Annotated in this window: 19 protein-coding genes; 18 read left to right on the top strand and 1 reads right to left on the bottom strand. The window is 39.4% G+C overall.

Annotated features, from left to right (window positions below; genetic code table 11):
- Window positions 1-101: 101 nt before the first annotated feature.
- The 16 genes from mnmE (at window position 102) to glmU (ending at window position 16469) form a co-directional block, all read left to right on the top strand.
- A complete protein-coding gene (gene mnmE, locus GQR55_RS15175) occupies window positions 102-1466 on the top strand; it encodes a tRNA uridine-5-carboxymethylaminomethyl(34) synthesis GTPase MnmE (RefSeq protein ID WP_165729271.1) in 1365 nt (454 codons plus the stop codon).
- A 1106-nt stretch (window positions 1467-2572) separates the two neighbouring features.
- Window positions 2573-3022, top strand: a complete 450-nt coding sequence (gene mioC / locus GQR55_RS15170) for an FMN-binding protein MioC (protein ID WP_166421264.1) — start codon at window positions 2573-2575, stop codon at window positions 3020-3022.
- 428 nt (window positions 3023-3450) lie between these two features.
- A complete protein-coding gene (gene mnmG, locus GQR55_RS15165) occupies window positions 3451-5340 on the top strand; it encodes a tRNA uridine-5-carboxymethylaminomethyl(34) synthesis enzyme MnmG (protein ID WP_007585991.1) in 1890 nt (629 codons plus the stop codon).
- 15 nt (window positions 5341-5355) lie between these two features.
- The gene (rsmG, locus tag GQR55_RS15160; RefSeq protein ID WP_007585988.1) at window positions 5356-5976 is read left to right on the top strand and encodes a 16S rRNA (guanine(527)-N(7))-methyltransferase RsmG; all 621 of its coding nucleotides are present in this window, start codon (window positions 5356-5358) and stop codon (window positions 5974-5976) included.
- Window positions 5977-5990: 14 nt separating this feature from the next.
- Window positions 5991-6776 (top strand): ParA family protein, encoded by a 786-nt coding sequence (locus GQR55_RS15155; RefSeq protein ID WP_004335235.1) that lies wholly within the window; start codon window positions 5991-5993, stop codon window positions 6774-6776.
- Window positions 6777-6796: 20 nt separating this feature from the next.
- On the top strand, window positions 6797-7720 hold the full coding sequence (locus tag GQR55_RS15150; RefSeq protein ID WP_165740116.1) for a ParB/RepB/Spo0J family partition protein: 924 nt from the start codon (window positions 6797-6799) through the stop codon (window positions 7718-7720).
- 142 nt (window positions 7721-7862) lie between these two features.
- Window positions 7863-8243 carry an ATP synthase subunit I gene (locus GQR55_RS15145; protein WP_165729265.1) on the top strand — a complete coding sequence of 127 codons (381 nt, stop codon included), beginning with the start codon at window positions 7863-7865 and terminating at the stop codon, window positions 8241-8243.
- A gap of 15 nt (window positions 8244-8258) precedes the next feature.
- Complete coding sequence (atpB, locus tag GQR55_RS15140; protein WP_166421263.1) at window positions 8259-9116, top strand: F0F1 ATP synthase subunit A; 858 nt, start codon at window positions 8259-8261, stop codon at window positions 9114-9116.
- Between the two features lie 87 nt (window positions 9117-9203).
- Window positions 9204-9431, top strand: a complete 228-nt coding sequence (atpE, locus tag GQR55_RS15135; protein ID WP_166421269.1) for a F0F1 ATP synthase subunit C — start codon at window positions 9204-9206, stop codon at window positions 9429-9431.
- Between the two features lie 41 nt (window positions 9432-9472).
- Window positions 9473-9943: a F0F1 ATP synthase subunit B gene (gene atpF, locus GQR55_RS15130; protein ID WP_004335264.1), complete on the top strand. Its 471-nt coding sequence runs from the start codon at window positions 9473-9475 to the stop codon at window positions 9941-9943.
- Between the two features lie 16 nt (window positions 9944-9959).
- On the top strand, window positions 9960-10493 hold the full coding sequence (atpH, locus tag GQR55_RS15125) for a F0F1 ATP synthase subunit delta (protein WP_166421262.1): 534 nt from the start codon (window positions 9960-9962) through the stop codon (window positions 10491-10493).
- A gap of 14 nt (window positions 10494-10507) precedes the next feature.
- A complete protein-coding gene (gene atpA, locus GQR55_RS15120) occupies window positions 10508-12049 on the top strand; it encodes a F0F1 ATP synthase subunit alpha (protein ID WP_166421261.1) in 1542 nt (513 codons plus the stop codon).
- 60 nt (window positions 12050-12109) lie between these two features.
- Window positions 12110-12970, top strand: a complete 861-nt coding sequence (gene atpG / locus GQR55_RS15115; protein ID WP_008172041.1) for a F0F1 ATP synthase subunit gamma — start codon at window positions 12110-12112, stop codon at window positions 12968-12970.
- Window positions 12971-13003: 33 nt separating this feature from the next.
- Complete coding sequence (gene atpD / locus GQR55_RS15110) at window positions 13004-14389, top strand: F0F1 ATP synthase subunit beta (RefSeq protein WP_024599969.1); 1386 nt, start codon at window positions 13004-13006, stop codon at window positions 14387-14389.
- Window positions 14390-14402: 13 nt separating this feature from the next.
- A complete protein-coding gene (locus GQR55_RS15105; protein WP_007377666.1) occupies window positions 14403-14825 on the top strand; it encodes a F0F1 ATP synthase subunit epsilon in 423 nt (140 codons plus the stop codon).
- 285 nt (window positions 14826-15110) lie between these two features.
- Window positions 15111-16469 (top strand): bifunctional UDP-N-acetylglucosamine diphosphorylase/glucosamine-1-phosphate N-acetyltransferase GlmU, encoded by a 1359-nt coding sequence (gene glmU / locus GQR55_RS15100; protein WP_166421260.1) that lies wholly within the window; start codon window positions 15111-15113, stop codon window positions 16467-16469.
- Between the two features lie 28 nt (window positions 16470-16497).
- On the opposite strand, the gene GQR55_RS15095 is transcribed toward glmU, so the two are convergent.
- Complete coding sequence (locus tag GQR55_RS15095) at window positions 16498-17340, bottom strand: LytTR family DNA-binding domain-containing protein (RefSeq protein ID WP_166421259.1); 843 nt, start codon at window positions 17338-17340, stop codon at window positions 16498-16500.
- Between the two features lie 144 nt (window positions 17341-17484).
- Here GQR55_RS15095 and GQR55_RS15090 point away from each other — a divergent pair, with 144 nt between their 5' ends.
- Together GQR55_RS15090 and GQR55_RS15085 are read left to right on the top strand one after the other, a co-directional pair.
- Complete coding sequence (locus tag GQR55_RS15090; protein ID WP_166421258.1) at window positions 17485-18714, top strand: acyltransferase family protein; 1230 nt, start codon at window positions 17485-17487, stop codon at window positions 18712-18714.
- 83 nt (window positions 18715-18797) lie between these two features.
- Window positions 18798-20591: a choice-of-anchor I family protein gene (locus tag GQR55_RS15085; RefSeq protein WP_166421257.1), complete on the top strand. Its 1794-nt coding sequence runs from the start codon at window positions 18798-18800 to the stop codon at window positions 20589-20591.
- Window positions 20592-20927 lie beyond the last annotated feature (336 nt).

Raw genomic sequence — 20927 nt, 5'->3', positions numbered from 1 at the left:
GCCTTTTTTATTGCCTGTTTTTCACCACAGCTATTCGCTACAAATAAATCGATAGGTTACAATACGGGCATAAAGTTACTCATCGTTGGCAAATTAATAGCATGATCAATCAAGATACAATTGCAGCACAAGCAACAGCACCTGGACGTGGTGGTGTTGGTATTATTCGCGTTTCAGGTAGCCTTGCTAAAAGTGTCGCCGAAAAAGTAGTAGGTAAAATACCTAAAGTTCGCTACGCCGATTATGTGCCATTTAAAAGCCTTGCTGGCGAGCAACTTGATCAAGGTATTGCCATTTACTTTGCAGGTCCTAACTCATTTACTGGCGAAGACGTACTTGAATTACAAGGCCACGGCGGTCCTGTAGTACTGGATATGTTACTTAAAGAAATTAGTAAAATAGAGGGCGTTCGTTTAGCAAAGCCTGGTGAGTTTTCTGAGCGCGCATTTATGAACGACAAGCTTGATTTAACACAAGCAGAAGCCATCGCCGACTTAATTAATGCTACCAGCGAGCAAGCCGCTAAAAGCGCCCTACAGTCTCTCCAAGGTGAATTTTCTAAACACATAGAAACACTCGTAGAAAAAGTAATTCACTTACGTATGTATGTAGAAGCGGCAATAGACTTTCCTGATGAAGAAATTGATTTTTTATCAGATGGTAAAGTGTCAGGCGACTTAGACGCGATTATTACTCAGCTTAACACTGTAACCAACCAAGCCAAGCAAGGCAGCATCATGCGCGAAGGTATGCGTGTTGTTATTGCAGGTCGCCCTAATGCGGGTAAATCAAGCCTGCTTAACGCTCTAGCCGGTCGTGAAGCCGCAATCGTAACAGAAATAGCCGGTACCACTCGCGACGTACTAAGAGAGCATATACATATAGACGGTATGCCACTGCATATTATAGATACAGCAGGCCTACGTGAAAGCCCAGACAGAGTAGAACAAATAGGTATTGAGCGTGCATGGGATGAAATAAACCAAGCCGACCGCGTTTTATTTATGCTTGATGGCACTGACACTATAGATACTGACCCGCACAAAATTTGGCCTGAATTTATGGCAAAATTACCAGAAGGTATGGGGGTTACGGTCATCAGAAATAAAGCTGATTTATCGGGCGACATAGTCGGAATGGAGCAAGAGCAACAATACCCGGTAATCAGCTTAAGTGCTAAAAATGCTGACGGTATTGAACTTGTTCGCGAGCATTTAAAAGCGTGTATAGGCTTTCAAGGCGCAACAGAAGGTGGCTTTATGGCGCGCCGTCGTCATTTAGATGCACTAGAAAGTGCTGCGTATCATTTAGAAACGGGTAAAACACAATTAGAAATGCACATTGCTGGTGAAATACTCGCTGAAGAACTGCGTTTAACACAACAGCATTTAAATGAAATTACAGGCGAATTTACTTCAGACGACTTACTTGGCAAAATATTTAGCTCGTTTTGTATTGGTAAATAAACACGCTATTACAGATATATTTTTATTATAAGAGCACTTAGGTGCTCTTTTTTTATGTAAAATATTCTGCTGTAAAATATGTATTTATACACCTGATGCCTGCAAATTACTGCCAATAAAATCATATCCAAAACTACCTTTGTTACGTGCTAAGAGAGGTCAGATTATATAGAGTAGGCAATACTGAGAGTGCTTATTGGGGGAATTAATAGCACAAATTACACCTATTATTAAGACTAAAACCAATGCCTTTTCAAACAACCGCACGCTTTAATAGCGTTATATGTCATACAAAAAGTAGTTATAAATGGCTTCTTTATACTTACTTTAGCTCACAAAAATGCACTAAAACACACCTCATACACGCAAAAGATGATGCTATTAGCTCAATTAAAGAGCTAAAAAACACTGATTAGTACTCTAAAAAACTTACTTTTGACAACATATAATTTGATGATCACTGTGATTTTTAAATAAAATAACTCAACTGCTAAGTATTCAAAACTTTTGATCTGCTTACTCCACCAGCAAAATTAATAAAAATAGCAGCTCTAAACTCGCATAAAATTAAAAATACCGAGATCACTTATCCACAATACCTAATTTTCAGCTCAAATAAATACCAAAACTAGGTAAATCAGCTGCAAAAACCTCATGATCAATTGTAATTTATCTATTTATGAACTTATTTTTAATTAATTTCATTAGATCTGCTTTATTAGATCATTTTTAAAAATTATTTTCGATCTAAATTTAAGGTTATCAACAGGCTTTATATCCACATTATGATCAACATGTATTTTTAATTAAGATATTTACAATTTAATTCTTTACTGACAAGTAATATCAATAACTTAGCGAATATAAAACAACCTAAAAAAGCAGTTTAAGCAGAGCTTTCCCCACTGTTATCAACAACTTGATCAGAAGATTACATTTAAAGATAATTTGTTAAATACTACATTATCAACAACTTAGAGAAGCAATTTTGAATGAGTGTAAAATTACCGCAAAAATAGTTATACAAAAAAGCACTCTTAACTTTACTGTTATCCTCACTCAGTTATCATAGGCGGCAATTAAAACCAATGTGATCACTAATATTCATGAGTTCAGTAAATCTTATTGTCGGCAGCCAAATGGGATCAGCCGAGTATGTTGCAGAGCAATTAAGCGACGCGCTTAATAACCTTGGTATTACTACGCAACTACATGATCAACCTGAATTTAACGATATTGATCAGCAAAATACCATTTGGTTAATCTGCACATCAACTTATGGTGCAGGTGATTACCCTGAAAATCTTATTAGTTTTGTTGAAGATGTAACTCAAGCAGATGATTTATCTGAATTAAAATATTCAGTAATCGCTTTAGGCGACACTAGTTATGACACTTATAACCTAGCAGGACGTAATATAGATGCCTTATTAACTCAAAAAGGCGCTATAAAAGTAGCAGAACGTTTAGAACTTAATATTCTCGATGAAGCACTACCAGAAGACACTGCATTAACATGGTTAGACTCTTGGATAGCTCAAACAGGCATAAAATAGATAGATCAAGTAAAAAGTTATATATAAAGTTACCCACAATTTACTAATAATTTAATAGGTTTTGTGGATAAAGATTGAATAAACTGCGTTTTAAAGCATGCTTATCCATTGGATAAGATCCAACTGATTCAACCCTGTGCATAAAGTGCCTTTTTGATCAGAGCTTATTTGCTGGATGATCCGATCATATTAACACCTTTAGATCTGATCTAATTTCATGTTTTAAATGAAGATCTAAACCTTATCAACAGAAAAGTCGATCAGTAGTAGTAATAGTAATAAAAGATCTCTTTAAAAGATCCTTTATATTATTAGAGATCACATACTTAGATCTTGCCCTTTGTTTAATCATTTATCTTCTGCCAATTTCTAGGTAGAATACGCTCCCTTTTGAAGTTTACCGGTTTGATTTAAGTAGGATCCCATTAATGATTTTTCACGAAAATTTTGACGTTATCGTAGTAGGTGGTGGACATGCTGGCACTGAAGCCGCATTAGCAGCTGCCCGTATGGGGATGAATACCCTGCTACTGACTCACAATATGGATACCCTTGGTCAAATGTCTTGCAACCCAGCAATTGGTGGGATTGGCAAAGGTCATTTGGTAAAAGAGATCGACGCTCTTGGTGGTGCAATGGCACAGGCCATTGATAAAGGCGGGATCCAATTTCGTACACTAAATTCTTCAAAAGGACCTGCTGTTCGTGCTACTCGAGCACAAGCAGATCGCGCTTTGTACAAAGCGGCTATTCAAACAACATTACAAAACCAAGATAACCTTAAGATTTTTCAACAATCATGTGATGATCTTATTGTTGAAAACGATCGTGTTACTGGCGTAGTAACTCAAATGGGTTTACGTTTTAGTGCACCAAGTGTTGTTTTAACCGTGGGTACTTTTTTAGGCGGCTTAATTCATATTGGTTTAGAAAATTATAAAGGCGGTCGTGCAGGCGATCCTCCTTCAATCGCTTTAGCTGATCGCTTACGTGAACATCCATTTAGAGTGGATCGTTTAAAAACAGGTACACCTCCACGTATTGATGCACGTACTGTTGATTTTACAAAAATGGAAGCACAGCCAGGTGATACACCAACTCCTGTGTTTTCGTTTATGGGTAAACAATCAGATCACCCACAACAGATACCGTGTTACATAACTTACACAAACGAAAAAACACATGATGTTATTCGTAAAAACTTACATCGCTCACCTATGTACTCAGGTGTTATTGAAGGTATTGGTCCACGATACTGCCCTTCAATTGAAGATAAAATTGTTCGTTTTGCAGATAAAGATAAACATCAAATATTTGTTGAACCTGAAGGTTTAACATCATACGAATTATACCCAAATGGTATTTCGACTAGTTTACCGTTTGATGTACAACTTGAAATTGTGCAATCGATTACAGGTTTTGAAAATGCACATATTTGTCGACCTGGTTACGCAATTGAATATGATTACTTTGATCCACGTGATTTAAAACAATCTTTAGAAACTAAATTTATTGAAGGTTTATTTTTTGCGGGTCAAATTAACGGTACTACCGGCTATGAAGAAGCGGGTGCACAAGGCTTAATTGCAGGTATGAATGCTGCACTAAAAGTACAAGGCAAAGATTCTTGGACACCACGTCGTGATGAAGCTTACGTTGGTGTATTAATCGACGACTTAGCAACACTGGGTACAAAAGAACCATACCGCATGTTTACCAGTCGTGCCGAATACCGTTTATTACTTCGTGAAGATAATGCTGATATTCGTTTAACTGAAAAAGGCCGTGAACTAGGTTTAGTTAATGACGAACGCTGGCAGGCATTTAACGAAAAAATGGAAGTAATCGAAAAAGAGAAGCAACGCATTAAAGATACGTGGATTCATAAAGATCACGCCGTTGTAGATCAAGTAAATGCATTACTGAAAACACCGCTTACACGTGAAGCAAGTTTAGAAGAATTACTTCGTCGCCCAGAGATTCGTTATAACGATCTTATGGCTATAGAAGGATTAGGATCTGAATTTACAAACAAAGCAGCACTTGAACAAGTTGAGATCCATACTAAGTACGCAGGTTACATTGCGCGTCAACAAGATGAGATCAACAAACAGCTTCGTCATGAGCAAACAATTTTACCAAAAGAGTTTGATTATAAAACCGTATCTGGTTTGTCAAATGAGGTAGTTGCCAAGCTTATTGAATCGCGTCCTGACACTATTGGTCAAGCATCGCGTATTTCTGGTATCACCCCAGCGGCGATTTCGCTATTATTAGTGTATCTGAAGAAGCAAGGCTTATTACGCAAATCTGCGTAACGATAAGGGTACATAGTGTTACAGCAACAATTAACTACATTGTTAGCGCAAACTGATATTGCGCTAACAGAAAAACAACAGCAACAGCTAGTTCGTTACGTCGAGTTATTGAATAAGTGGAATAAGGCTTATAACTTAACTTCAGTACGCTTACCTGAAGAAATGATGATTAAGCATATTATGGATAGCTTAGTTGTTGCGCCTCACTTACCCGGTCATCATTATATTGATGTTGGTACGGGTCCTGGCTTACCGGGTATCGTATTAGCAATAGCATTGCCTAATACACACTTTGTGTTATTAGATAGCTTAGGTAAACGTGTACGATTTTTAATGCATGTTAAACATGAGCTTGGTCTTGATAATGTAACCCCGGTTCAGTCAAGAGTTGAAGAATATCAACCAAGTGTTAAATTAGACGGCGTACTAAGTCGTGCTTTTGCTTCATTACAAGATATGGTTGACTGGTGTTCGCACTTAATCGATCATTCGGGTAAATTTATAGCACTTAAAGGCGTGTTTCCTAGCGAAGAGCTAGAGTCACTTCCTGCAGGCGTTAAGTTTGAGCAAAAAATTGCATTAGAAGTACCTAATTTAGATGCACAACGACATTTAATTATTCTTTCTAAAGACTAGGGATCAGAGACACCGTGGCAAAAGTCATCGCATTAGCAAATCAAAAAGGTGGAGTGGGTAAAACTACAACCGCTGTTAACCTCGCTGCGTCTATGGCTGCAACGAAACGTAAAGTGCTGTTAATTGATCTCGATCCGCAAGGTAATGCGACTATGGGTAGTGGCGTAGATAAATATGGCGACGTGCCAACTATTTACGACTTACTTATTGAAGATAAGCCTATAGAAGACGTTATCATCAAAGAAACGTCTGGTGAATACCATATGATTGCCGCAAACGGTGATGTTACCGCTGCAGAAGTTAAACTTATGGAATTATTTGCCCGTGAAGTGCGTTTACGCAACGCACTTGAAAAAATTCAGGACCAGTACGAATTTATTTTTATCGACTGTCCGCCCTCTCTAAATATGTTAACTGTTAACGCAATGGCCGCAGCTGATTCTATTTTAGTGCCAATGCAGTGTGAGTATTATGCACTTGAAGGGTTAACCGCATTAATGGATACGATTACGCAACTTGCTAAGTTAGTAAACCCTAGCTTACAAATTGAAGGCATACTTCGTACTATGTACGATCCGCGTAATCGTTTAGCAAATGACGTATCAGAACAATTAAAACAACATTTTGGCGATAAGGTATACCGTACGGTGATCCCGCGTAATGTTCGTTTAGCTGAAGCACCTAGTTTTGGTACTCCTGCTATGTACTATGACCGGGCATCAAGTGGCGCTAAAGCATATTTAGCACTCGCTGGTGAAATGTTACGCAGAAAAGAAAAAACAGCGTCCGTTGTCGCCTAACTTTGAGGTAAAAAAATAACATGTCTGCTAAAAAACGAGGTTTAGGCCGAGGACTCGATGCACTTTTAAGTTCGTCAAAGCCTGCACCAAGCCCAAGCAAGGAACAAGACACATCAAACGTTTCTGAGGCTGTGCAAAATGCTGCGGCTAATAATAGTGAATTACAAAAACTCCCAATAGAGTTTTTACACTCTGGTAAATACCAACCTCGTAAAGACATGTCTGAAGAGGCGTTAGAAGAGCTTGCTAGTTCTATTCGCTCACAAGGTATTATTCAACCCATTGTTGTGCGCCCTATTGCACACAATAGCTTTGAAATTATTGCTGGTGAGCGTCGTTGGCGCGCTGCGCAAATAGCTAAGCTTGAAACAGTACCTTGTATTATTAAAGATGTACCTGATGAAGCAGCTGTTGCTATTGCACTGATAGAAAATATTCAGCGTGAAGATTTAAATGCTATGGAAGAAGCGGTTGCACTTAATCGTTTACTTATAGAGTTTGAACTAACACATCAGCAAGTAGCCGATGCCGTTGGTAAATCACGTACAACAGTGACTAACTTACTGCGCTTAAATAATTTAAATAGCGATGTAAAAATTCTGTTAGAACATGGCGATATCGAAATGGGCCATGCTCGTTGCCTGTTAGCTCTTGAAGGTGAAGCGCAGTCAGATGCTGCTCGCTTAGCGGTTGCTAAAGCACTAACCGTTCGAGAAACGGAAAAGCTCGTACGTTCTATTTTAGAGCCTGTACCTGCTAAAGAAGTAACCGAAAAAGATCCTGATGTTAAGCAGTTAGAGCAACAACTCGCTGAAAACCTAGGTGCCAAAGTTGAGATTAACTACAATAAAAAAGGCAAAGGTAAGCTTGTTATTTCTTATACTAATTTAGACGAACTTGACGGCATTTTAAATCATATCAATCACGACAATACCCACCATTAATTTATTACATGTCTGAAAAGGGACATTTGTAGCTATTTCGTGTTACAAAGCGTCTACTCAAGTTGCAAAACTGGCAGGATTAAGTATAATTTCGCCAGTTTTCACACCCTAACAATTAGAACGCAATAAAGGTTAACTAAACGTGACTGACAAGTTAGCAAGTCCATATCGACTTGCCGTATTAAAGTTAATTTGCCTTCAGGGTGTTGTAGCATTAGTTGCTGCTGTAATTATTTTTTTTAGTTCGGGAGTCAATGCAGGGCTTTCATCACTTGTTGGTGGAGCTGTAGCAGTACTTCCGCACTTTGTATTTGCGCTTTATGCATTCAGATATATGGGTGCAAGCCGAGCAAATCAAGCGTATGCCTCGTTGAAACGCGGCAACGGATTAAAGTTTATGCTAACAATCGTATTGTTTGCGCTAGTACTGAAGCATTTTCCGGTAATTTTATTACCTTTTTTTAGTACTTATATACTGGCGCTATTTACTGGATTGTTCGCACCCGTTTTTTTTAAACATTAACTTTTGGGATATAACATGGCAGCAGAAGAAGTTACTCTATCTGGCCATATCCAGCACCATTTGACCAATGCTAAGATGTGTTCGACCGATACAGGTCTCGCCTTCAACAAAGCATGTACGGATAGTGGTTTCTGGACATGGCATATAGATACCCTCGCATGGTCTATCGGATTAGGTCTATTATTTTTATGGATCTTCCGTAGTGCCGCTAAAAAATCAACACTAGGTGTACCTGGTAAGTTTCAGTGTTTTATTGAAATAATCGTAGAATTCGTTGGTGACAACGTACGCGATACTTTCCATGGTAGAAGCAAGCTTATTGCACCATTAGCCTTAACGATTTTCGTTTGGGTGTTCTTAATGAACTTAATGGATTTAATCCCAGTTGACTTTTTACCAGCATTTGCAGGTTTCGTTGGTGAAACTGCATTTGGTATGGATTCACACGATGTGTACATGAAAATTGTACCTACTACTGATATCAATATGACTTCAGCGCTAGCGCTAGGTGTATTTATTTTGATGATTGGTTACTCAATCAAAATAAAAGGCATTGGCGGGTTTATTAAAGAGTTAACGCTTCATCCGTTCAGCTCAAATAACATGCTGGTTCAAATTATTTTGATACCATTTAACTTATTACTTGAACTGATTGCACTCGTTTCTAAACCGTTTTCATTAGCACTACGTTTGTTTGGTAACTTATATGCGGGTGAGTTGATTTTCATCTTGATCGGCGCTATCGGTTTTATGCAATTACCATTGCATTTTGTTTGGGCAGTATTCCACATCTTAGTTATTACATTACAAGCATTCTTATTTATGATGCTAACGATTGTATACCTAAGCATGGCAAGCTCAGATAATCACTAATTTACAACTTTAATTTTTATAACTTTTAATATTTAACTTTAATTTACAATTGAAACTTTGGAGAAAAAAATGGAACAAGTATTATCAATGCCTGAAGCAATTAAGTACATCGCAGTAGCTTTACTAATTGGTTTTGGTGCAATCGGCACAGCAATCGGTTTTGGTAACATGGGCGGTAAATTCCTTGAAGCATGTGCGCGTCAACCTGAGCTTGCACCTTCGCTACAAGTTAAAATGTTTATCCTTGCTGGTCTAATCGATGCTGTAGCAATGATTGGTGTTGGTATCGCTATGGTATTGTTGTTCGTACTTTAATTTTATTTTTTGAACAGCTTACTATTTAAGGAGGAGCGGTTGTGAATTTAAACGCCACTCTTATCGGTGAATTGATTGCGTTTACGGTGTTCGTATTATTTTGTATGAAATACGTATGGCCACCACTAAACGGTGCAATTGAAGCTCGCCAGAAAAAAATCGAAGATGGTTTAGCTGCCTCTGATAGAGCCGAAAAAGACTTAGAACTTGCGCAAAAGAAAGCTGCTGAACAGCTTAAAGATGCAAAAGCTCAAGCGGCAGATATCATTGATCAAGCTAAAAAGCGTGCAGTGCTAATTGTTGACGAAGAAACACTTCGTGGTCAGCAAGAGCGTGAAAGTATCATTGCTCAAGGGCACTCTGAAGTTGAGTCTGAACGTAATCGCATAACAGAAGAGCTACGTAAACAAGTAGCAACGCTGGCTGTGATTGGTGCAGAACGTATTTTAGAGCGTGAAATTAATCAAGCCGCACATAGTGACATCGTTGAAAAACTTGTCGCTGAGCTGTAATTAGGAGGGTATGAGCATGTCTAATTTGACTACTATCGCTCGCCCATACGCTAAAGCGGCTTTTGAACTTGCCGTTGAGAAAGGCACTCTTGAAAGCTGGAACGATATGTTGTTCTTTGCTGGCCATGTAGCCAGTAATGAGCAAGCATCATCTGTTTTAGCGAGTATGCCTACAGCTACTGCACAAGCTGAATTATTTATTCAACTTTGTGCTGAGCAGCTCAACGAACAAGGTCAGAACCTAGTTAAGGTGATGGCTGAAAATGGACGTTTGACAGCTCTACCTGAAGTTGCACAGTTATTTGCTGATTTTAAAGCAGAATACGATAAAGAAATCGAAGTAGATGTGATTTCTGCAACTCCTCTTGTTGCTGCGCAACAAGAGTCATTGGTAGCGGCACTTGAAAAACGTTTCGCACGCAAAGTTAAGCTGAATTGTAGTGAAGACGCGTCAGTGGTTGGTGGACTTATTATTAGGTCTGGCGACACTGTAATCGACGGTACTATTCGCGGTAAATTAAACCGCTTAGCTACAACACTACAATCGTAATTGGGAAAAAGAGCATGCAACTTAATTCCACTGAAATTTCAGATCTGATCAAACAACGTATTGAGAAGTTCGAAGTTGTAAGTGAAGCTCGTAACGAAGGTACTATTGTATCTGTTACTGACGGTATCATCCGCATCCACGGTCTTGCTGACTGTATGCAAGGTGAAATGATTGAGCTTCCTGGCAGCCGTTATGCTATCGCACTAAACCTTGAGCGCGACTCAATTGGTGCAGTAGTAATGGGTCCGTACGCTGACCTTACTGAAGGCGTAAAAGTATATACAACTGGTCGTATTTTAGAAGTTCCTGTTGGTCCTGGTCTACTTGGTCGTGTTGTAAACACACTAGGTGCTCCAATCGATGGTAAAGGCGCTCTAGATAATGACGGGTTTGAACCTGTAGAAAAAATTGCACCAGGTGTAATCGAGCGTAAATCTGTAGATGAGCCAGTTCAAACTGGTTATAAATCTATTGATGCGATGATTCCAGTTGGTCGTGGTCAACGTGAACTTATCATCGGTGACCGCCAAACAGGTAAAACTGCACTAGCTATCGATGCAATCATCAATCAAAAAGACACAGGCGTTAAGTGTGTGTACGTTGCGATTGGTCAAAAAGCATCTACTATTGCAAACGTAGTTCGTAAATTAGAAGAGCATGGTGCACTAGCAAATACTATCGTAGTTGTTGCATCTGCTTCTGAATCTGCGGCACTTCAGTACTTAGCACCGTTCGCGGGCTGTACTATGGGTGAATACTTCCGTGACCGTGGTGAAAACGCATTAATCGTATATGATGATTTGTCTAAGCAAGCAGTTGCTTACCGTCAAATTTCATTACTACTTAAGCGTCCACCAGGCCGTGAAGCATACCCAGGTGACGTATTCTACCTTCACTCTCGTCTTTTAGAGCGTGCATCGCGTGTAAACGCTGATTACGTTGAAAAGTTCACTAATGGTGAAGTGAAAGGTAAAACTGGTTCATTGACGGCATTGCCAATCATTGAAACTCAAGGCGGCGACGTTTCTGCGTTCGTACCGACTAACGTTATCTCTATCACCGATGGTCAGATCTTCTTAGAAACTGACTTATTCAACTCAGGTATCCGTCCGGCAGTAAATGCTGGTATCTCGGTATCGCGTGTTGGTGGTGCTGCACAAACTAAAATCGTTAAGAAACTAGGTGGCGGTATTCGTCTAGCCCTAGCTCAGTACCGTGAATTAGCTGCGTTCTCGCAGTTCGCGTCTGACCTTGATGATGCAACTCGTGCTCAACTTGAGCATGGTGAGCGTGTAACAGAGCTAATGAAGCAGAAACAGTACGCGCCAATGTCTGTTGCTGATATGTCTTTGTCGTTATTTGCTGCTGAAAAAGGCTACCTTAAAGATATCGAAATCGCGAAAATCGGTGACTTTGAAGCTGCTTTACTTTCTTATGCAAATAGCACATACGCAGAGCTTGTGGCTCAAATCAATGAAACTGGTAACTTAAATGCCGAGATCGAAGCGCAGCTTAAAGAACTTCTAACGAAGTTCAAGTCTACGCAAACTTGGTAATTTAGTTATTAATGGTGCGCTTTAGGAAACTAAAGCACACCTTGATTCGGAGAGAGAGTCATGGCCAGCGGAAAAGAGATTAAAAGCAAGATCGGGAGTATTAAAAATACTCAAAAGATCACTAGCGCAATGGAAATGGTTGCTGCGTCTAAAATGAAAAGGGCGCAAGAACGCGTTGCTTCAAGCCGTCCATACGCTGACAAATTACGTGAAGTAATTGGTCGTGTTGCTCAAGCAAATCTTGATTTTACTCACCCGTTCTTAAAAGATCGTGAAGTAAAACGAGTTGGTTATATTGTTATCTCTACAGACCGTGGTCTGTGTGGCGGCCTAAACTCAAACGAGTTTAAGAAAGTTGCACTTGATGTTAAAGCGTGGAAAGAAAAAGGTGTTGATGCTGAGTTTGCTACTTTAGGTAGTAAAGCAGCTGGTTTCTTCCAACGTTTTGGTGGTCAACTACTCGCTAAAAAAGCGGGCCTAGGAGATAAACCTTCAGTACAAGACGTTATTGGTCCTGTAAAAATAATGCTTGATGCATTTTCTGAAGGCAAAATAGACCGTTTATTCTTGGTATATAACAAGTTCGTTAATACCATGAAGCAAGAGCCAATTATAGATCAGTTACTCCCTTTGCCAAAAGCTGAAGAAGAAGTATCTGCTCACACATGGGATTACTTATACGAGCCAAACCCAGAGGCTATTTTAGAGTCTTTGTTAGTACGCTTTATTGAGTCTCAAGCATACCAAGGTGTAGTAGAAAATGCTGCCTCTGAACAAGCTGCTCGTATGGTTGCAATGAAAGCTGCAACAGATAACGCCGGTGACCTTATGGATGAGCTACAGCTTGTTTATAACAAGGCTCGCCAAGCAGCAATCACACAAGAAATTAGTGAGATTTGTTCTGGCTCAGCAGCAGTTTAATGCTTCGGGTAAAGATTAACGAGAGGAATAGACATGAGTTTAGGTAAGGTCGTCCAAATTATCGGCGCCGTTGTGGATATTGAATTTCCACAAGATAGCGTGCCAGCGGTATACCACGCACTAAGAGTTACAGATGGCGATTTAGCTGGTTTGACTTTAGAAGTCCAACAACAGCTAGGTGGCGGTGTAGTGCGTACTATCGCTATGGGTACTACTGATGGTTTACGTCGTAGTGCTTTAGTTATGAATACAGGTGAATCGATTCAAGTTCCAGTTGGTACTGCAACACTTGGTCGTATCATGAACGTACTTGGTGAGCCAATCGATGAAGCGGGTCCAATCGGCGAAGAAGACCGTATGTCTATTCACCGTGCAGCGCCTTCTTACGAAGAGCAATCAAGTTCAGTTGAACTTTTAGAAACTGGTATCAAGGTTATCGACCTTGTATGTCCGTTTGCTAAAGGTGGTAAGGTTGGTTTATTCGGTGGTGCCGGTGTTGGTAAAACCGTAAACATGATGGAACTTATCCGTAACATCGCAATCGAGCACAGCGGCTACTCAGTATTCGCAGGTGTTGGTGAGCGTACACGTGAAGGTAACGATTTCTACCATGAGATGAACGATTCAAACGTACTTGATAAAGTATCGCTTGTATACGGTCAGATGAACGAGCCTCCAGGTAACCGTTTACGCGTAGCGTTAACAGGTCTTACTATGGCTGAAAAGTTCCGTGACGAAGGTCGCGATGTACTTTTCTTCGTAGATAACATCTACCGTTATACGCTTGCTGGTACAGAAGTATCTGCACTACTTGGTCGTATGCCATCAGCGGTAGGTTACCAGCCTACACTTGCTGAAGAAATGGGTGTGCTTCAAGAGCGTATCGCGTCTACTAAGACGGGTTCAATTACTTCAATCCAAGCGGTATACGTACCTGCGGATGATTTAACAGATCCATCTCCAGCAACTACCTTTGCTCACTTAGACGCAACAGTAGTACTTTCACGTGATATCGCATCACTTGGTATCTACCCAGCGGTAGACCCACTTGATTCATCTTCACGTCAGCTTGATCCACAAGTAATTGGTGAAGAGCACTATGGTATTGCACGTGGCGTTCAAACAGTTCTTCAGCGTTATAAAGAACTTAAAGACATCATTGCAATCCTAGGTATGGACGAGCTTTCTGACGAAGATAAGCAACTTGTATCTCGTGCACGTAAAATCCAACGTTTCCTATCTCAGCCATTCTTCGTGGCAGAGGTGTTTACAGGCGCGTCTGGTAAATACGTATCACTAAAAGATACAATTGCTGGCTTTAAAGGCATTTTAAACGGCGAGTTTGATGACCTTCCAGAGCAAGCGTTCTACATGGTTGGCTCTATCGAAGAAGCTCAAGAAAAAGCCAAAGGCATGTAACTAGGAGGGTAGTATGACAGCGATGACTGTACATCTTGACGTAGTAAGCGCAGAACAGAGTTTGTTCTCTGGTCTTGTTGAATCGATTCAAGTATCTGGTAGTGAAGGCGAGCTAGGTGTAAACCTAGGTCATGCTCCACTACTAACTGCCCTTAAACCTGGTATGGTACGTTTAGTTAAGCAATTTGGTCACGAAGATGTGATATATGTTGCTGGCGGTACATTAGAAGTTCAACCAAATCACATCACGATTCTTGCAGATACTGCAGTTCGTGGTGAAGATTTAGATGAAGATTCAGTACAAAAAGCTAAACGTGAAGCTGAAGAACATATGGCGAATTCGTCAGCTGTTGAGTTTGATTATCAGCAAGCGGCTACGCGACTGGCAGAAGCAGTTGCTCAGTTACGCGTAATTCAGCAATTACGTCACAAGTAAGCCTATCCGGTTTTTAAAAAGCCCACTTTAAGTGGGCTTTTTTGTGCCTGTTACTTTTGTATTTACACTAAATACCTTAGTCAGATTGTTATCTACACATTTACACTTATATCCTTAACCAATCCTCGCTACAATAACGCCATTCAATTAAGTCTATTTTTTCAGTCAAGATTCAGTGCTAGTAAAATAAGCTACTGAGTATTTGCACAAGAAGTGGTTTACGTAATCTTCTGATCATACATAAGACTTATTTAGCTAAAACAACGAAAAAAGGAAATTGTTTTAATGGCTCTAACAACTGTTATTCTTGCTGCGGGTAAAGGTACTCGTATGCGCTCTGCTCTACCTAAAGTTCTGCACAACGTTGCAGGTAAACCAATGGTGCAGCATGTTATTGATAATGCGATGGCATTAGGTGCAACAACCACAAACTTAGTTTACGGACACGGCGGCGAACTATTACAACAACAACTTGCCGATAACGATGTAAATTGGGTACTCCAAGCAGAACAACTTGGTACTGGCCACGCAGTAGCGCAAGCTAACCCTCATATTAATGATGAAGACACGGTATTAATTTTATACGGTGATGTACCACTAACAAAGCAATCAACACTCGAGCGTTTATTAGCTGCAACACCTAAAAATGGTTTAGCTGTATTAACGGTAAACTTGGTAAACCCAAATGGCTATGGTCGCATGCTTCGTGCCGGTGGTAAATTAGTCGGTATTGTTGAGCAAAAAGATGCAAGCCCAGAGCAATTACTAATTAACGAAGTAAACACCGGCATTATGGCGGTTAACGGTAAGCTGTTAAAAACATGGTTAGGCAACTTATCTAACAATAATGCACAAGGCGAATACTACCTTACAGATATCGTTGCAATGGCTCACAGTGAAGGTGTAGAAATTACATCAGCTCAGCCAGACCATGCAATGGAAGTTGAAGGCGCAAACAACCGCGTACAACTTGCAGGTCTTGAGCGCGCTTACCAAGCATGGCAAGCAGAAGAGCTAATGCTAAATGGTGCAACACTTGCTGATCCTGCGCGTATTGATGTGCGTGGAACAGTGACCACCGGTGAAGATGTGCTTATTGACGTAAACGTTATTTTTGAAGGCACTGTTACGCTTGGTAACAATGTACAAATAGGTCCAAACTGCGTACTTAAAAACTGTAGCATTGGCGATAACGTTGTCATTAAAGCTAATACACTGATTGACGATGCCACAGTTGCAGATAAATGTACGCTGGGTCCTTATGCCCGCCTTCGCCCTGGTGCTGTAATGGAAGAAGACTCGCACATTGGTAACTTTGTAGAGATGAAAAAAACTCGTCTAGGTAAAGGCTCTAAAGCTAATCATTTAAGCTACTTGGGTGATGCTGAAATTGGCGAAAAAGTGAATATTGGCGCGGGGACTATTACCTGTAATTATGATGGCGTTAACAAAGCAAAAACTATTATTGGTGATAACGCCTTTATTGGTTCTAATTCATCACTTGTTGCCCCAGTAAATATAGGTGCAACTGCAACAATTGGTGCAGGCTCTGTGATCACCAGTACCGTTGAAGATGATCAACTAGCAATAGCACGTTCTAAACAGCGTAATTTAACGGGTTGGAAACGCCCAGTTAAAAAATAGCAATAAGAGGCTACTTAGGTAGCCTTTTTTATTTCAGCTGAAGTTTAAATTGCTCTTTATAACGTCTAGACAAGTTAAGTACTTTACCTGTTGTTAATTTAATTTCACTGTCGCCACTGGGTAGTGGTGTAATGGACTCTACTTTATCGAGTTTTACGCCATGGCTGCGGTGAATTCTACAAAACCCCTGCACTTCAAGTTGTTTGCTCAATGCTGTAAGCGTTGCCCTTAAAGGATATATGCGTGAGCCTATATGTAGGTTTACATAATTACCCGACGATTCAAGCCAATCAACATCCTCTATTTTTATAATGAATTCTTTTCCGAGCTTTTTAACCAATAAGCGATTTATAGTCGAAGTTGTTTGCTGCTCACTTTCTTCAATTGAAGAAGCTTCACCTAATAATTGCTGCACGACATATTGATATACTTTGATAAGCACAATAAAAAACACAAAGCTTATAGCGTCTTTTTGGTATTCATAAATAAGCTCAAACCAGCTAAGGCCAAAGTTGTAAGACCCATCATTCAACAAATATATTAATTTACGAACCCCTACCATAATACCAATGTGTAACACGCTAAATATAATAGAGGCACCAAAGTACATACCTAATGAGGCTGTAATGTTTTGCCAATTAAAAGGTAAGTGTCTTAAAAACCAAATTAAAATAGGGAATATAAGTAAAGTACTCAAGGCACTTGAATACTCCCAAACAAAAGGTTCCCACATTAAAAATGTTAAAACACCCTCTCTTTGGGCTTCCATTATTTGGGTTGTAGCGTTTACTGTATTATTAATTAATACGTAAGCACACAGTAATACTGATGCGTAAATGCTCTGAAAACGTTGAAAGTGCTGTAGGTTCATAAATATATGCTTATTGCTGATGTGGCACGCTTATCCCTGTATACCACCTTTTATCACTATTGCTTGTAATATAAGCACTTATAGATAGTTTTAGCGAGAGCTTTAGGTATCAATAGCGCATAACATTTATTAAGTAGTAAAAGCATGAGCACTCAAACACAACACCCTTTATTAGTTAATTCGCGTAAATATTATCTTGATTGGCTTAGGGTAATCGCATTTGCGTCGCTAATTTTTTATCACATTGGCATGTTGTATAGCGAAAACTGGGGGTTTCATTTTAAAAGTAATTACACATCGCAGTATATTGAATATTTAATGTTGGTGTTTTCACCTTGGCGCATGTTGCTCATTTGGTTTATATCGGGCGTAGCACTGCGTTTTATGATTGATAAAGTAAGCGGCTTTAAGCCTTGGTTATTGTTCACTTTAAATCGTTCCATTTTTTTACTATTACCCTTGCTGGTGGGATTATGGCTAATAGTGCCTTTTCAGCTGTTTGCAGAAATGTCGCAGCAAGGTGTTATTGATATTAGTTATTGGCAATTTTATTTAGCTTTTATAGAAACTAACAATACGCTTTTTAGTAATTATCAGCCAGGGGTGTGGCCGCATGTTGATGTAAATCACTTATGGTATTTGCGCTCGTTGTGGCAATTTATGCTGATCATTATTGCTTTAACTCTTTTTGCACGCTTGCCTTTTATTGCGCCTTTAAAGACCTTTGTTAAAGGGGGTATGTCATTTGGGCTTTTAATTACCTTACTTATTATTGCCGTACTATTTACAAGCCATTACTTAACTGGCGATTCAATTAGAGAAACTAACGGCTTAATACTGCTACTCGCAGGATACATACTTGCTAAAAACACTTACTTTTGGAACTGCTTAAATAAAAATTTGGTATTACTGGCTTCGTGTTTTTCGGTTTTGTTTGTACTTATAATATTAAGTTATCAGAAGGCGTTTACTCTCCCTCATTTTGTTTTAATTGGTAGCTACAATATTCAACGTATCGTAGGTGTGTTTTTTGTACTTGCGCTCGCTCACCGATTTTTAAATTTTAATACCGACTATTTAAAGCAGCTCAATGCATGGGTATTTCCCTTTTATTTATTGCATCAAAGCATTTTGATTATTTTATGTTTTTTACTACAGCCTTTAAATTTAGGGCCTGTTGCTGAACCATTCATCATTATTTTAGGGACTTGGTTTTTCTGTGGTGTTTTTACATGGGGTATTACACGTATTGATGTATTTAGACCTTTGCTAGGAGTTGCAATTAAACGAGAGTATTCCTCGACTGTAAAAACGATTGGCTATACGGCCGCTTTAATTTTAATAACGCAGCTAGCGTTTAAGCTAATTACTTAGAGTAAGAGGCTGTATTAAAATTGCCATAATCTTGTCATGCCTGTGTGTTGATATTTAGCAAATACAATACTAAGGAAAATCACATGTTTAAAAAATCAATTATTGCGCTGTCACTTATATCTGTTCTTACTGGTTGCTCACTTGATGGTGACGATGGTCAAAACGGTTCTCAAGGATTACAGGGAGAGCAAGGCACAGATGGAACTAATGGGCTAAATGGTATAAATGCAAACTCAGCATTAAATATTAACCTTGTGGGTAGAGGTGTACTAAATGCACAAAGTCCAGAAGGAGCAGCTGAAATAGTTGCATATCAAGCATCTAAAAAATGGATTTACGCTATTAACAGTTCAGGCGATGACGCTGTTGTTAATATTCTACCCGCCGACACCTTTGATACCGAAGCTCTAGTTAAAGATAACGAAGGGGTTATAAACGTTACTAACTTAACCTCGGCCATTACGTTGTCTTTAAGCGAGCACACCCAAGGCGATGCAAACAGTATTGCTATTGATGAAAACAATAATTTACTTGCTGTGGCAATGGCGGCTAAAAACACGGGTGATGCAGGGCAAATTGCGTTTTACGACATAAGTGGCGACTCACCTGTATTTATTAAAAACGTAACGGTCGGTTTTTTACCAGATATGGTGACGTTCACTCACAATGGTGCAAAAGTAGTGGTTGCTAACGAAGGCGAACCAAGTGGCGACTACAGCGCAGATCCTGAAGGTTCTATTAGTATTATCGATATAACAAATAATGTAATAGCCGATACAGCAATAAATATTGATTTTAAAGCCTATAACAACAAACAAACCGAACTAGAAGCGCAAGGGGTAGTTTTTGCAAACCCAAATGGTCGTACTATTAACGGCAACCTAATAAATACCACCGTGGCTATGGATTTAGAGCCTGAATACGTCAGTATTTCTAAAGATAACAAATACGCCTATGTATCTATTCAAGAAAACAATGCACTTGCAATTGTTAACTTAGAGGACAACAGCCTTGAGCTAAAAGGCTTAGGCTTTAAAGATTGGTCAAGCTTACAACTAGACGCCTCAGATAAAGATGGCGGCGTTAATTTTAAATCATACCCAGGGCTTTATGGTATGTACCAGCCCGATACTATCTCAAACTTTAGTTGGAAAGGCGCAAACTTTATAGTCACTGCCAACGAAGGTGACGCAAGAGAATACTTTTTTGATGCAACAGATGAAGCCGATTGCATAGCAAAGGGTGGACTTGATTACGATGAAGACGATGGTTGCTTAGCTTATATAGATGAGAGCCGCGTTGAAGACTTAACGCTTGCTGCTAATTTTGATTACTTAAATAACGACGATAACGATATCGGTCGCTTAAAAGTAACAACAATAAAAGGCGATACTAATAACGATGGCCAATACGAATCACTTTATGCATATGGCGCCCGTTCGTTTACCATTTGGGACAGTAATGGGCTGGTGGTTTTTGATTCAGGTGATGATATAGCACGTATAACAGCATCTGTGCATGGTGAATCATTTAATAACAATGAAGACGAAAACAAAGGTGACTCACGTTCAGATGATAAAGGCGCAGAGCCTGAAGCGCTGACCATTGGTAAAATTGACGATCGTACATTTGCTTTTGTTGGTTTAGAACGCATGGGCGGTATTATGGTTTACGATATTACTAATCCATACAATGTGCAGTTTGAAGACTACTTCTATAATAGAGGCTTAATTAAAGAAGCTAATATTACAGGCGATTTGGCACCTGAAGGAATGGTATTCGTTTCAGCAGAGCAAAGTGCAACAGGAAATCCACTCCTAATTGTTGGAAATGAAATATCAGGCTCTATTGCCGTATGGGAAATAGCATCTAAATAAATCTTTAATTTTAAATAAAGCTGTGTGTTGTTTGTTTAATATACAGCTTAGTTTAAACCTTACTAATACATCATCAATTGATACATAAGTTATGAGTGTTTTTTAAACTAAAAGTATCCTGTAGCCCTTTATTTGTATAGCTTTCATACTAAATTCATTTAATTGTCAAAAAGCTGAAATAAAACATTGACCCCCGCTCGAATCTCCCTATAATGCGACCCCACTGAGACGGGATATGGCGACGCGCAGCGGACAACGCATAGCGAGGCACGAACTACCTCAGAGAGTTAAATAAAACTTCGGTTTTAAATCTTCTAAAAAGAAAGTTTAAAACTA

Origin of the sequence: Pseudoalteromonas sp. Z1A8 (genome assembly GCF_011378855.1) — a bacterium.
Taxonomy (GTDB): Bacteria; Pseudomonadota; Gammaproteobacteria; order Enterobacterales; family Alteromonadaceae; genus Pseudoalteromonas.
Note: the sequence above shows the minus strand (reverse complement) of the source record. Positions and strands in the feature narration are given on the sequence as shown.

Bases quoted from the DNA above. Each gene is read 5' to 3' on its own strand.
- mnmE (WP_165729271.1), top strand. From the start codon at position 102: ATGATCAATCAAGATACAATTGCAGCACAAGCAACAGCACCTGGACGT.
- mioC (WP_166421264.1), top strand. From the start codon at position 2,573: ATGAGTTCAGTAAATCTTATTGTCGGCAGCCAAATGGGATCAGCCGAG.
- mnmG (WP_007585991.1), top strand. From the start codon at position 3,451: ATGATTTTTCACGAAAATTTTGACGTTATCGTAGTAGGTGGTGGACAT.
- GQR55_RS15150 (WP_165740116.1), top strand. From the start codon at position 6,797: ATGTCTGCTAAAAAACGAGGTTTAGGCCGAGGACTCGATGCACTTTTA.
- atpB (WP_166421263.1), top strand. From the start codon at position 8,259: ATGGCAGCAGAAGAAGTTACTCTATCTGGCCATATCCAGCACCATTTG.
- atpE (WP_166421269.1), top strand. From the start codon at position 9,204: ATGCCTGAAGCAATTAAGTACATCGCAGTAGCTTTACTAATTGGTTTT.
- atpH (WP_166421262.1), top strand. From the start codon at position 9,960: ATGTCTAATTTGACTACTATCGCTCGCCCATACGCTAAAGCGGCTTTT.
- atpA (WP_166421261.1), top strand. From the start codon at position 10,508: ATGCAACTTAATTCCACTGAAATTTCAGATCTGATCAAACAACGTATT.
- atpG (WP_008172041.1), top strand. From the start codon at position 12,110: ATGGCCAGCGGAAAAGAGATTAAAAGCAAGATCGGGAGTATTAAAAAT.
- atpD (WP_024599969.1), top strand. From the start codon at position 13,004: ATGAGTTTAGGTAAGGTCGTCCAAATTATCGGCGCCGTTGTGGATATT.
- GQR55_RS15105 (WP_007377666.1), top strand. From the start codon at position 14,403: ATGACAGCGATGACTGTACATCTTGACGTAGTAAGCGCAGAACAGAGT.
- glmU (WP_166421260.1), top strand. From the start codon at position 15,111: ATGGCTCTAACAACTGTTATTCTTGCTGCGGGTAAAGGTACTCGTATG.
- GQR55_RS15095 (WP_166421259.1), bottom strand. From the start codon at position 17,340: ATGAACCTACAGCACTTTCAACGTTTTCAGAGCATTTACGCATCAGTA.
- GQR55_RS15090 (WP_166421258.1), top strand. From the start codon at position 17,485: ATGAGCACTCAAACACAACACCCTTTATTAGTTAATTCGCGTAAATAT.
- GQR55_RS15085 (WP_166421257.1), top strand. From the start codon at position 18,798: ATGTTTAAAAAATCAATTATTGCGCTGTCACTTATATCTGTTCTTACT.